Consider the following 13593-nt stretch of genomic DNA (forward strand, 5'->3'; position numbering starts at 1 on the left):
AGAGCAAAGGGATTCGTCACCAGCTGATTGCAGGCACAAAAAAACCGGCGAATACGCCGGTTTTTTTGTGCCTGCAAATCGAGGAATCCCGAGCAACGGTTACTCTACCTGAGTACCCTCGCCTGAAACTTCGATATCCGCTTTGCTGGCCAAATACTGCTGCACTGCGGCCAGCTCGGAAGTGCCCTGCATGCTCGCCAGCTGCTGCATTAACGCGTCGCGCTGTTCTGCGCTCTGACGGGAAAGGTCGCCTTCGCGCACCGCCCGCAACTGCACAACCACTCGGTCACCACTAGGCAAGCCAAAGTGTCCCAGAGTCTTGGCTCCCGGCTTGGGTGCATCCATTCCGAAGACATGGTTGACCACCTCTCCACGAGCACCAAAACCGCCACGTCGGGTTTTTTCACTGGTTTCCAGTGTCAGGCCCTCAGCGGTCGCCACCTCGTCAAAGGACTCAGATCCTGCTTTTTGCTGAATCGCTTCCGCTTTTGCCACCAATTGCTCGCTGGCTTTTTCTCGCTTCAGACGCTGGACAATTTCCGCCTTGACCTCTTCCAGCGGCTTAGCGCCCGCCGGCTTGTGGTCAACCACCTTGAGCACTACCGCGTGATTTTCGGAAAGGTTCAGAACGTCAGAAGTGACACCATCTTCCATCACCTCCGGAGAGAAGGCGGCAGCGAGCACTTTGCTATCCGAGGTAATACCGGCTCCACCCTGACGGGAGAAAAGCGGTGTTTTTTGCACAGAGACACCCAGCTCTTCCGCGGGGCCGGCCAACGTTTCCGCGTTGTAGGCCAGGTCAGCCAGACGGCCGAGCGCTCCCACAAACTCCCGCTCGGCTTCCGCACTGCGCAGACGAGCAGAGATTGCCGCTTTGCGTTCGTCAAAACTTGGCGGCTCAGCATCAGCCACCTCGATCAGCTTGATGAAGTGGGTACCGTCATCGGTTTGCACCGGGCCGGAAACCTGACCGACGTCCAGACTCGCCAGCGCCTCTTCAAAAGCTTCGGGGAAAACATCACCACTGGTAAAGCCGAGATCACCGCCGTCTTCGCGGGAAATGATGTCATCGGAATACTGCTTTGCCAGATCCGCAAAGTCCGCACCTTCAGCAAGCTTGGCTTGAACTTCAGCTACTTTTTCTGCAGACGCTTCGTCACCGCTCTCCACTAGGATATGCGCAGCGTGACGACGAATTTTTGCCTCGAAGTTTTTCACTTCCTGGTCGTATTGCGCGCGCAGATCCTGCTCGGACACATCGATATTCGCGGCAAACAACTCCGGGGTCAGCTCAATGTATTCAACCGCTACCTGCTCGGGGCGCTGGAAGCTGCCTTGATTGGCATCGTAGTAGGACTGCACTTCGGCATCCGCCACTTCGATATCACCCAGCAGCGGAGCAGCCGACAGGGTTACATAATCAAAGTCCCGCTCCTCCATGGAAACAGACACGATCTGCTCAGCATCGACACGGGTGGTAAAGGCGCTGTCAGACACGCTGCTCACGTACTGCTGCATCACCATTTCCTGCTCGAGGAGCTGGCGGAAGCCTGCCGCGCTGTATCCCATACGGCGCAGGCCGTCGCGATACATCTGCTGGTCGAACTGGCCATTCACCTGGAAGCCCGGCATTTGCACGATATCTTTATCGACCGCAGAGGCACTCATTACCATGCCACTGTTCTGTGCCGCCTGGCGCATCACAGAGCTGTTTACCAGCTGCTGCAGGACCGGACCACGCAACTGCTCATCCGTCAGCAGATCTGCGGGGACACTGTCTCCATACTGGCTTTCAATCATGCTGCGACGATTTTGAATCGCGCGCTGCAAATCAAGGTTGGAGATTTTCTCTCCATTGACCTCGGCCACCCTATCGGCCGAGCCACCACTGGCACCGGTGAAAAAATCAATTCCACCGATCACCATAATAAATCCGAAAAACGCAGCAACGATCACCGCCGCTGTTCCCTTCAGGTTGTCGCGCATGGACTGAAGCATATTCAGCTCCGAAATTAACTCTTATCAGTACACATCTGGATCATTGTTTATTGTTATTCCAGCCCTCTCCCAGCCCCGGCAAATAGAATTTACCCGTTACTGACTTTGGCCGAATACGGTCTAAATCCGCAGATCCAAATGAAAAATTCAATCGTTCAGAAACAAAAAAGGCGCATCCCACTGATACGCCTCTTTGAAGCTTTGTTGACTACAAGGCTTCTTAATTCACCGCGTCTTTCAAAGCTTTACCAGCTTTGAAGTTCGGGATTTTAGCGGCAGCGATTTCAATCGGGTCGCCGGTACGCGGGTTGCGACCAGTGCGCGCAGCGCGCTCTTTCACGGCGAAAGTGCCAAAGCCAACCAGAGCTACCTGATCGCCCTTTTTCAGTGCGTCGGTAATGCTTTCTACCATGGCGTCCAAAGCACGGCCGGCAGCTGCCTTTGGAATGTCAGCAGATGCGGCAATGGCTTCAATCAGTTCGGACTTATTCACGCTATATCCCTCTGTTCTTTCTGGGTTTCTAGGTCTAAATTTTTTGGATGTATTCTAGGTCTGTTGCTGCCTCTTTTAACGAGGCGTATTCATGCAATTTTGCAGCCGAATATTAATCGCCTGCGGCTTCCCCGCAGCGCAACAAGCCTCGTTTTATACCAACTGCCCGTTGGTGGGTCAAGGAACCATGCGGCTTTGCGGGGAGCTGGACATTTTTAATCCACCCTTGCTCAGGCAATGTGCGCCAAGCTTATTTTTTAACCTGCAATTTTGCAGGCTGCGTACTCTACGCGACATTGAGCGCTCAGTTCAATGGTTTTTTTAACGGGAAAATGAATCGGCGATGCCCAAGAAATACACCACCGCAACAATCAAACAAATACGGTTAAAAGATGTTCAAACATGCCTACATATAACAAAAGAGGGCCCGAGGGCCCTCTTTTGGAGTTGAGGTAACAGGACTCACGCCATCCATTACCCCGCATCACCATCAGTGCGTTTGTATAGAACGCTGAGAGCGCTCTTCAGCCTGCTTTTGCAACGCAGAGTACTCCTCATCGCTCAACGGGCTAGGCATTTTTTCCAGTGCATATTCAAACACTTGGTCAATCCACTTCACCGGCTTAATCACCAGATCCTGCTGGATGTTATCCGGGATGTCTTTCAGATCCCGCTCATTGTCTGCAGGGATCAGCACCGTTTTAATACCACCACGGTGGGCAGCCAGAAGCTTCTCCTTCAAACCACCGATACGCAGTACCTCACCGCGCAGAGTGATTTCGCCCGTCATGGCCACGTCGGAACGCACGGGAATATTGGTCAGCACCGAAGCCAGTACCGTGCACATGGCAATACCCGCAGATGGACCATCTTTCGGGGTAGCTCCCTCGGGCACGTGAATGTGAATGTCCCGGGTTTCGTGGAAGTCCGGGGGTATCCCTAGCGCCTGCGCACGCGCACGCACTACCGTTAACGCAGCCTGGATGGACTCCTGCATTACATCACCGAGTGAACCGGTCTTGATCACTCGCCCTTTACCAGATACCGCAGAGGACTCAATGGTGAGCAGCTCGCCGCCAACCTCTGTCCACGCGAGGCCGGTAACCTGGCCGATTTTGTTCGCCTCTTCGGCACGCCCGAAGTCGAACTTGCGCACACCCAGCAGCTCTTCCAGTTGCTCAGGCTTTACCACCACTTTGTGCGTGGTCGATTTACGCACATGCTCGGTAACCACTTTACGGCAAATTTTTGCCATCTCGCGATCGAGACCGCGCACACCGGCTTCGCGGGTGTAATAGCGCACGACATCGCGCACCGTGTCATCGGTCAACTCCAGTTCTTCCGGCTTGAGGCCTGCCGATTTACGCTGCTTGGGAATCAGGTAGCGCTGCGCAATATTCAGTTTCTCGTCCTCGGTGTAACCCGGGATACGAATCACCTCCATCCGATCCAGCAATGGACCTGGAATATTCATGGAGTTGGAGGTGCACACAAACATCACGTCAGAAAGATCGTAATCCACTTCCAGGTAGTGATCGTTGAACGCCTTGTTCTGTTCCGGGTCCAACACCTCAAGTAACGCAGAGGCCGGATCGCCGCGATGGTCCATCCCCATTTTGTCCACTTCATCCAGCAGGAACAGCGGGTTTTTCACCCCGACCTTGGAGATTTTTTGAACCAGCTTGCCTGGCAATGAACCGATGTAGGTTCTGCGGTGCCCGCGAATCTCCGCCTCATCACGCACGCCACCAAGCGCCATACGTACATACTTGCGGTTGGTTGCCCGGGCAATGGACTCGCCCAGAGATGTTTTACCGACACCGGGCGGGCCAACCAGACAGAGAATCGGCCCCTTGACCTTTTTCACCCGCTTTTGCACCGCGAGATATTCGAGAATCCTCTCCTTCACCTCTTCCAGACCATAGTGATCCTTGTTCAGGATTTCTTCAGCCTTCGCCAGGTCATGGCGAACACGACTGGCCTTTTTCCAGGGCACACTCAGCATCCAGTCGATATAGCTGCGCAGTACCGATGCCTCCGCCGACATTGGTGACATCATTTTCAGTTTGCCGAGTTCAGCGCGCGTTTTCTTTTCCGCTTCCGCGGACATGCCGGAATCGGCAATTTTTTGCTCCAGCTCTTCAACTTCATTGGGCTCTTCGGTGATCTCGCCCAGTTCCTTCTGAATCGCCTTCATCTGTTCGTTGAGGTAATACTCCCGCTGGCTCTTTTCCATCTGCTTCTTCACGCGGCCGCGGATACGCTTTTCCACCTGGATCAGGTCGATTTCTGAATCCATCAGACCCAGTAGATGTTCAAGTCGCTCTTTGACGCTTACTGTTTCCAGCAGTTCCTGCTTTTGCGGGAGGTCAAGGGACATATGGGCGGCAATGGTGTCTGCCAACCGGCCGGGCTCATCAATGCCGGACAGTGAAGTCATGACCTCATTGGGAACCTTTTTACTGACACTGACGTACTGCTCGAATTGAGACATGGCAGAGCGCACCAGTGCCTCCGATTCGGCTTCTGGCAGCTCTTCGGATTCCAGCGGGGAAACCGTTGCACGATAGTGCCCATCCCCCTCCTGGATCTCCTCCACTTTTACCCGATGCCCGCCCTCAACCAGCACTTTTACCGTGCCATCGGGCAACTTGAGCAACTGCAACACACTGGCAACCGTGCCGACTCGATAGACATCATCGGCGCCCGGATCATCCTCTGAAGCCTGGCGCTGCGCGACCAGCAACACCTGCTTGTCGCTGCGCATGGCCTCTTCCAACGCATCGATGGATTTTTCCCTGCCGACAAACAGCGGGATAACCATATGCGGGTAGACCACTACGTCACGCAGTGGCAGCAGGGGGTATTCATTCAAGGTCTCGGATGGCTGGTCCATAAAACTCCTCTCGGCCTTCAGGTGGCGACTGACCACCGGATTGGCGACTTATTCGTGACCGGAAGGCATATCAGCATGACTTCCGGTTTACGCCAGTTCAGAAGCTAATGTTGGGGGCTCCCCTCAGAATAACAAGCCCGTCCCGGCACGCGCAGCAAAATTAGTTTAATTCACGGCCCTCAGGGATGGTCGCAAAATACCGGGATTCCGGTTGTCGACCTATTCAGAGCACAGAAGCCTAATAGCACAGAAACGGGGATAGGCAAGATACGAGCAATCCCCAACTGCCCAGCCCTAACACCCAGACACAAAAAAAGCCCCATCTGGGGCTTTTCGTGCGCCTGGCCCCGCAGGGCGGGGCACAGTGATTGAGCTGTTACTCTTCAGGAGCCGCCTTTTGCGGTTCTGCCTGCTCGTAAACGAGAAGTGGCGCAGACTCTCCCTTGATGACCGCCTCATCGATAACGACTTTCGCGACATTGTCCATGGAGGGGATGTCGTACATGGTTTCCAGCAGCACCGACTCCATGATGGAGCGCAGTCCCCGAGCACCAGTCTTGCGCTCCATGGCCTTGGTCGCAACCGCATCCAGGGCGTCTGGGCGGAAATCCAGCTCCACATCTTCCATATCGAACAGCTTTGCATACTGCTTGGTCAATGCATTCCGCGGTTCTGTCAGAATCTGTACCAGCGCTGCACGATCCAACTCTTCCAGGGTGGCAGTGACCGGCAGACGACCGACAAACTCGGGGATCAGGCCGTAGCGCACCAGATCTTCCGGCTCCAGATCCAGCAGAACCTGCCCGAAGTTGCTCTTGCTGTCTTTGGACTTCACTTCTGCAGAGAAGCCAATACCGCCCTTTTCCGAGCGATCACGGATCACCTTGTCCAGGCCGGCAAAGGCGCCACCGCAAATGAACAGGATATTCGAGGTGTCCACCTGCAGGAATTCCTGCTGCGGATGCTTACGCCCGCCCTGTGGCGGTACCGAGGCAACCGTGCCCTCAATCAGCTTCAACAGTGCCTGCTGTACACCCTCCCCGGATACATCGCGGGTGATAGAGGGGTTGTCAGACTTGCGCGAAATCTTGTCGATCTCATCTATGTAAACAATGCCCTGCTGAGCCTTTTCCACATCGTAGTCACACTTCTGCAACAGCTTTTGGATGATGTTCTCTACGTCTTCCCCCACATAACCGGCTTCGGTCAGGGTGGTCGCATCGGCAATAGTAAAAGGCACATTCAGCAGACGCGCGAGGGTTTCTGCCAACAGGGTTTTACCACTACCGGTAGGACCAACCAGAAGAATATTGGACTTGCCCAGCTCGACATCGTCCTTGCCTTTAACGCCCTTACTGGTGCGAAGACGCTTGTAGTGGTTGTAAACCGCTACCGCGAGCACCTTCTTGGCGCGCGCCTGGCCAATGACGTATTGATCGAGAATGTCGGTGATTTCTTGCGGGGTGGGCAGCCGGGAATCATCGCCATCGACGGACTCCTGGACTTCTTCGCGGATGATGTCGGTACAAAGCTCGACGCACTCATCGCAAATATAAACAGACGGACCCGCAATCAGTTTGCGCACTTCCTGCTGGCTCTTGCCACAGAAGGAACAGTAAAGGAGTTTGCCATTATCGTCTCCGCTGTTCTGATCAGTCATCTACGTACTCCGTGGTCTGGCAGCCCGCCAAAATGCGGCGGCAAATAGGGTTCATAAGCAAGATGCGGCCTTTTGGCAGGTTTTTCAAGTTTTTTTATCCTCGAGCACCGGACGGCCGGCCACGAGGGGGATACCAAGCGCTCACGCCCCCTGGGAACAGGGGGGAAAGCGCTTCTATACATGAGGGAAATGGAAGTCTTTTGACACGGAATCAAAGAAAATTACGCGTCACTTACCCATCATTTGACGCTGGGAAAGCACATCATCCACCAGACCATATTCCTTGGCTTCGTCAGCACTCAAGAAACGATCCCGGTCAGTGTCACGCTCGATATCTGCCACGCTGCGTCCGGTATGGTGTGCCATAAGTTCATTCAGGCGGGAGCGGATTTTCAGAATTTCCTGCGCCTGGATGTGGATATCCGACGCCTGCCCCTGAGCACCGCCACTTGGCTGGTGGATCATGACACGAGAATTCGGCGTCGCGTAGCGCTTGCCTTCGGCCCCCGCAGTCAGCAGAAAGGCCCCCATACTACAGGCCTGGCCAATACACATGGTACTGACGTCCGGCTTGATAAACTGCATGGTGTCGTAGATGGACATGCCGGCAGTCACCGAGCCGCCCGGAGAATTGATATAAAGGTGAATATCCTTGTCGGGATTTTCCGCTTCCAGGAACAACAACTGGGCGACCACAAGATTGGCCATATGGTCTTCGACCGGCCCCACCAGAAAGATCACGCGCTCCTTTAACAGGCGCGAGTAGATATCAAAAGAGCGCTCACCTCGAGCGGTCTGCTCAACGACCATGGGTACCAGGCCACCGGTGGCCTGAATCAAACCAGAATTCGCAGGACTATCAAAATATGCCATGGATACGATGCTTCCTTTTTCGGCGTATTAGGCGGACACAGGATGTAGCGGTATAAAAAAGATACAACCCTGAAAAATACGATCAAACTGAGCTTAACTGCTCAGCAGCGATAAAGCCAGTTGGGAAATTGAGGGGAAACTGTGCGAGAAACCGTGCGAGAAACTATACGAAAGGAACCGGGTGAATAGAGGGGCCAGACAGAACCGCTTGGGAAGCGGTGGCACACCATCCCGCAAAAAGCGACAGAAGAAAAAACGGCCACCTGAAGGTGGCCGTTTTCTGTGAACTTAACCCTGTTTTTGGGGCTTGATCACATCGTCGTAAGTGCTTTCCACTTCGCTGACCTTGGCTTTTTCCAGCACAAAATCAACAACCTGGTCTTCCAGCACCACGGACTCAACACCGGCCAGCAGCTCGCGATTATTGAAGTAGTACTCAACCACTTCTTCCGGCTGCTGGTAAGTAGACGCCAGCTCTTCAACTTTCGCTTTTACGCGATCGGCATCAACATTCAGCTTGTTTTCTTTAACGATTTCACCAACCACCAAACCGAGCACAACGCGGCGCTTGGCCTGATCTTCAAACATGGTGTCCGGCAGCATTCTGGCCGCATCTTCCGGCTTGATCTGACCACCGAACTGCTGAACCATTTGGCCACGCAGGGTCTGAACTTCACCCTGAACCAGAGCAGCAGGAATTTCCACCTGGTGCTTCTCGAACAGCTGATCCATTACCTGGGTTTTGACTTTGTTCAGTGCTGCGTTTTTCAGTTCACGCTGCATGTTGCCACGCACTTCTTCACGGAACTTGTCTTCGCCACCTTCTTCAACGCCGTAAGAAGCGAAGAATTCGTCGTTCAGTTCTGGCAGCTCAGGCTTCTCGGAAGCCGTCACCTTGATGGTGAATACAGCGTCGGCACCCTTCAGGTTTTCCGCCTGGTAGTCTTCCGGGAAAGTGACTTCCACTTCTTTCTCTTCACCGGGCTTCATGCCGATGATGCCGTCTTCAAAGCCAGGGATCATGTTGCCGGAACCCAGAACCAGTTGCTGACCTTCTGCCTTGCCACCTTCGAATTCTTCGCCGTCTTTACGGCCAACAAAATCGATGGTTACACGGTCGCCCTTCTGCGCTTTGCGCTTGGTTTCTTTCCAGCTGGACTGCTGCTTGCGCAGTACGTCGATCATGTTGTCGACATCGGCGTCGGTTACTTCCGCCACCGGACGCTCAATGCTCACCTCCGCCAGATCGGTCAGAGTCACTTCCGGATACACCTCGAAAGTGGCCACGTATTCCAGGTTCTCACCCGGAGTTACATTCTTGGCTTCGATGCTCGGCTGACCGGCAGGCTTAACCTGTTCTTTCTGTACCGCGTCGTAGAAAGAGCGGCTCATCACTTCACCCAGGACTTCCTGGCGCACGCCAGCACCAAAACGCTGACGTACAACGTTCAGAGGTACCTTACCTTTACGGAAACCATTGATCCGTACGGTTTTGGCTGCCTGCTGAAGGCGCTTGTCTACTTCCTTATCAACGACCTCTGCCGGCAAATTTACCGTTAAGCGACGCTCCAGACCGGAAGTTGTTTCGATGGAAACCTGCATGTTAATCCTCGTGAGACTCTTCTCTTCACAGATGCCGGGCTACAAATCTAGGCTACAGGGAGCCAATTGAGCGTCGGCGATTTGCGTTGCGCCGGGAAAATACCCGACCGCCAAATACAAACAGCCCGCACCCATGGGCGCGGACTGCAGAATTTTGTTTGGTGGGGACGGAGAGACTTGAACTCTCACACCTTGCGGCACCAGAACCTAAATCTGGCGTGTCTACCAATTCCACCACGTCCCCAAACTTTCTTCTCGCCGCTAAACCCTTGATTTAAATGGACTTTTAAGAAAAATCCTGCCGGGGTTGCGACGAGGGGAGCAGATTGTGCCACAGGCGACACAGGGCTTCAACAATAGCACGCCCTCCGGTGCATCAAATTGACCAGAGGGTGCGACCAAGCGAACGAAACCGCGCTGAAGCCGGTGTTCCCGAAGCGAATCCTGGACCGAAAAAGCAACGGGGCGCCCGAAAGCGCCCCGCGGAATTACCGGAAGGGATGGGTTACACCCGCTCCAGAATGGTGGTAATCCCCTGCCCCAGACCAATACACATGGTCGAGACGCCGAGATCGCCGCCTTCGTTCTGCATAACACTCAGCAGCGTACCGGTGATACGAACGCCGGAGCAGCCAAACGGGTGCCCCAGGGCGATGGCACCGCCGTACAGGTTGACCTTCTCATCCATCTTGTCCAGCAGACTGAGATCCTTGAGCACAGGCAGCGCCTGGGCGGCAAAGGCCTCATTCAGCTCCACCTTGTCGATATCCTCGATGGAGAGACCAGCGCGCTTCAGCGCCTTCTTGGTAGATGGTACCGGTCCGTAACCCATGATGGATGGATCCACGCCTGCCAGCGCCATTTCCCGCACTTTGGCAATTGGCGTCAACCCCAGGGACTGGGCACGCTCAGCGGACATCACTAACATCACCGAAGCACCGTCGGTAATCTGCGAGGAGGTACCGGCGGTCACCTGGCCGTGTTTGGGATCAAACGCAGGACGCAGTTGCGCCAGCGCTTCCACGGTAGTTTCCGGGCGAATGGTCTGGTCTTTCTCAACCAGCACCGGCACGCCATCGTCGTCGTGACCTTCAATGGCGATGATTTCGCGATTGAACTTGCCCTCTTCGGTCGCCTTGGCGGCCTTTTGATGCGAGCGCGCACCAAATTCATCCATCTGCTGACGCTGAATGCCGTGCATCATCGCCAGGTACTCTGCCGTCATACCCATGGAGCCGGCCGCCTTGGCCATGTAGCGACCCAGCATCGGGTTGGGGCTCACGTGCTCCATCATGTTCAGGTGGCCCATGTGCTCGACACCGCCGACCACATAGACATCGCCCAAACCGGCCTGGATATTGGCCGCTGCAGTATGCAGCGCGGACATGGAAGAACCACACAGACGGTTAACGGTTTGCGCCGGAATGGTATGCGGCAAACCCGCACGCAGCACAATCATCCGGGCAACGTTGAAGCCCTGCTCATCGCGCTGCATCACGCAGCCCCAGATCAGGTCGTCAATTTCTTTCGGATCCAGCTTGTCGTTACGCTGCAGGAATTTTCTCAGCAGTTCCGCAGACATATCGTCCGCGCGGACATTGCGATATACGCCGTTTTTGGATCGGCCCATGCCGGTACGCGCATAATCGACAATTACGGCATCTCTAGGATTCAGACTCATGGAAACTCTCCTTACTTGTCGCCGTAGTAGGTTTTGCCACTGGCAGCCATTTCACGCATACCTTCGGTAGGCTGATACAGCTCGCCGAGGTCGCTGTACTTCTCAGCCATTTTCACGAAGTTATCCAGGCCAACACTGTCCAGCCAGGCGAAAATGCCACCGCGGAATGGCGGGAAGCCAATACCGTAGATCAGCGCCATATCGGCTTCTGCGGGAGAATCAACGATACCTTCTTCCAGGCAGCGCGCGAGCTCGGTCGCCATTGGCACCATCATGCGCTCAATGATTTCATCGTTTTCAAATTCGCGACGATCGGCCACATGGGGCTTGAGCAGGTCGTAAACTTCCTCGGTCGCAACTTTCTTCGGACGACCTTTTTTGTCTTCTTCGTAGACGTAGAAGCCCTTGCCATTTTTCTGGCCATAGCGACCTGCTTCGTACATCACGTCAGAAGCCGCGGTGAAGGTTTTACCCATACGAGTAGGGAAACCTTCTGCCATTACCTTCTCAGCGTGCACACCGGTATCAATACCGACCACGTCCATCAGGTAAGCCGGGCCCATAGGCCAGCCCCAACGCTCCATGACCTTGTCGACCTGCTGGAAGTCGGCGCCATCGCGCACCAACATGGCAAAGCCTGCGAAGTACGGGAAAAGTACGCGGTTAACCAGGAATCCCGGGCAGTCACGTACAACAATCGCTTTTTTGCCCATTTTGTTGGCGTAAGCAACAACACGCGCAACCGCGGTTTCGGAGGTTTTCTCGCCGCGAATCACTTCCACCAGCGGCATTTTGTGCACCGGGTTGAAGAAGTGCATACCGAGGAAGTTTTCCGGGCGGGACAGCGGCTCCGCCAGGGAGTCGATGGAGATGGTAGAGGTATTGGAAGCGATCACGGTATCTTCAGATACCTTGGTTTCCACTTCCTTCAGCACGGCGTGCTTCACTTTCGGGTTTTCAACAACCGCCTCAACCACGATATCCACATCACCGAAACCGTCGTAGCTCAGGGTGGGCTCGATGCGATTGAGGGTTTCCGCCATCTTGGCCGGTGTCATACGGCCGCGGTCCACTAATTTGGTCAGCAGCTTGCCGGCCTCCTTCAAACCAAGATCGATACCGTCTTGGGCGATATCCTTCATCTTGATCGGGGTGCCTTTATAGGCAGACTGGTAGGCAATACCGCCCCCCATGATGCCCGCACCCAGCACCGCTGCACGCTCGATTTCCTTATCGGACTTTTTCTCCCAGCCTTTGGCAACCTTGCTGACCTTCTGATCATTCAGGAACAGACCCACCAGGGACTTGGCCGTGTCGGTCTGGGCACTGGCAATAAACTGCTGCTGCTCGATTTTCAGTGCTTCGTCGCGGCCAACCTTGTAGCCCTGCTCGATCGACGTCACCGCATTCACTGGTGACGGGTAGTTTCTACCTGCCTGCTGACCGACAAACGCTTTGGTGGTGAAAAATGCCATCAATGCTTCAGTGTCGTTCAGTGGGATCGGAGACTTCTTGTTGTTACGGCGCTCTTGGTAGTCCAGCTCACCGGAGATCGCACGTCCGAGCAGTTTCAGCGCGGCATCCTTCAGGCTTGCCGTAGCGACAACCGCGTCAACCGCGTGCGCAGCCAAAGCCGCGTCAGGACGCTGCTCTTTGCCCGCAGCAATCCACTCTGCTGCAACATCAACACCCACTACACGTGGCAGACGCACAGTGCCACCCCAACCAGGGATGAGACCCAGCTTTACTTCCGGCAGACCGACTTTGGCCTGATCTCCCATTACGCGGAAGTCACAGCCCAGGCAAACTTCAAAACCACCACCCAGCGCATAACCATTGATGGCCACCGCCGTCGGGAAAGGGAGGTCTTCCAAACGGTTGATATTCTCGTTGTTCTTGTTCATCAGCTCGGCGATGCCTTCCGGCCCGGCGGAAAATGCACCGCCAAACTCGGTAATATCGGCACCGACGATAAATACACTTTTGCCGCTGGTCAGCAACAGGCCTTTGATGTCGCTCGCCTTTTCAATCGCGTCCAGTGCGTCGGAAAACTCCGACACGGTCAAGCGATTGAATTTGTTGACGGATTCGCCTTCCAGATCGAACTTCAGTTCCGCGATGCCGTTTTCCAGCATCTGCACGGATAGCGCTTTGCCACTAAATAACATTATTGACCTCATTGATTGGTGACCGGATTTTCAAGTTTTGAGACAACCGGTCCGGGGGTCTGGTTTGTGCAAGACCAAGTCGAAATACGGAGAATGGTTGGTCGGCAACACCTTACTTCCAGGTACTGCGCGCAAACTCATTATCCTTGCGTCCAACATTATGCAGTTGATGACGCATTCCCGAAGCTCAGTCAACGCGCCCAAGTATAGCCAGATTCAAAC

8 protein-coding genes and 1 tRNA gene are annotated in these 13593 nt (G+C 54.7%); all 9 read right to left on the reverse strand.

Translation table 11 applies throughout. The features are described from left to right. Window positions 1–99: 99 nt before the first annotated feature. The 9 genes from M0G74_RS09220 to fadB all read right to left on the reverse strand — a co-directional run bounded on the left by M0G74_RS09220 (window position 100) and on the right by fadB (window position 13371). Window positions 100–1998 (reverse strand): SurA N-terminal domain-containing protein, encoded by a 1899-nt coding sequence (locus tag M0G74_RS09220; RefSeq protein WP_248216314.1) that lies wholly within the window; start codon window positions 1996–1998, stop codon window positions 100–102. A 220-nt stretch (window positions 1999–2218) separates the two neighbouring features. Beyond that, window positions 2219–2491, reverse strand: a complete 273-nt coding sequence (locus M0G74_RS09225; RefSeq protein ID WP_160153901.1) for an HU family DNA-binding protein — start codon at window positions 2489–2491, stop codon at window positions 2219–2221. 490 nt (window positions 2492–2981) lie between these two features. Then, entirely contained in the window at window positions 2982–5387 is a 2406-nt protein-coding gene (gene lon / locus M0G74_RS09230; RefSeq protein ID WP_160153902.1) for an endopeptidase La, read from the reverse strand. Between the two features lie 376 nt (window positions 5388–5763). Continuing rightward, window positions 5764–7047, reverse strand: a complete 1284-nt coding sequence (clpX, locus tag M0G74_RS09235) for an ATP-dependent Clp protease ATP-binding subunit ClpX (protein ID WP_160153903.1) — start codon at window positions 7045–7047, stop codon at window positions 5764–5766. A 228-nt stretch (window positions 7048–7275) separates the two neighbouring features. Further along, complete coding sequence (clpP, locus tag M0G74_RS09240) at window positions 7276–7920, reverse strand: ATP-dependent Clp endopeptidase proteolytic subunit ClpP (protein WP_160153904.1); 645 nt, start codon at window positions 7918–7920, stop codon at window positions 7276–7278. 288 nt (window positions 7921–8208) lie between these two features. Beyond that, entirely contained in the window at window positions 8209–9522 is a 1314-nt protein-coding gene (gene tig, locus M0G74_RS09245; RefSeq protein WP_160153905.1) for a trigger factor, read from the reverse strand. Window positions 9523–9681: 159 nt separating this feature from the next. Continuing rightward, window positions 9682–9766 (reverse strand) — tRNA-Leu (locus M0G74_RS09250). A gap of 261 nt (window positions 9767–10027) precedes the next feature. Then, on the reverse strand, window positions 10028–11203 hold the full coding sequence (gene fadA / locus M0G74_RS09255) for an acetyl-CoA C-acyltransferase FadA (protein WP_248216315.1): 1176 nt from the start codon (window positions 11201–11203) through the stop codon (window positions 10028–10030). Window positions 11204–11214: 11 nt separating this feature from the next. After that, entirely contained in the window at window positions 11215–13371 is a 2157-nt protein-coding gene (gene fadB, locus M0G74_RS09260; protein ID WP_248216316.1) for a fatty acid oxidation complex subunit alpha FadB, read from the reverse strand. Between the last annotated feature and the right edge of the window lie 222 nt (window positions 13372–13593).

Origin of the sequence: Microbulbifer sp. CAU 1566 (assembly GCF_023156515.1) — a bacterium.
Lineage (GTDB): Bacteria > Pseudomonadota > Gammaproteobacteria > Pseudomonadales > Cellvibrionaceae > Microbulbifer.

Bases quoted from the DNA above. Each gene is read 5' to 3' on its own strand.
- fadB (WP_248216316.1), bottom strand. From the start codon at position 13,371: ATGTTATTTAGTGGCAAAGCGCTATCCGTGCAGATGCTGGAAAACGGC.
- tig (WP_160153905.1), bottom strand. From the start codon at position 9,522: ATGCAGGTTTCCATCGAAACAACTTCCGGTCTGGAGCGTCGCTTAACG.
- clpX (WP_160153903.1), bottom strand. From the start codon at position 7,047: ATGACTGATCAGAACAGCGGAGACGATAATGGCAAACTCCTTTACTGT.
- lon (WP_160153902.1), bottom strand. From the start codon at position 5,387: ATGGACCAGCCATCCGAGACCTTGAATGAATACCCCCTGCTGCCACTG.
- fadA (WP_248216315.1), bottom strand. From the start codon at position 11,203: ATGAGTCTGAATCCTAGAGATGCCGTAATTGTCGATTATGCGCGTACC.
- M0G74_RS09220 (WP_248216314.1), bottom strand. From the start codon at position 1,998: ATGCTTCAGTCCATGCGCGACAACCTGAAGGGAACAGCGGCGGTGATC.
- clpP (WP_160153904.1), bottom strand. From the start codon at position 7,920: ATGGCATATTTTGATAGTCCTGCGAATTCTGGTTTGATTCAGGCCACC.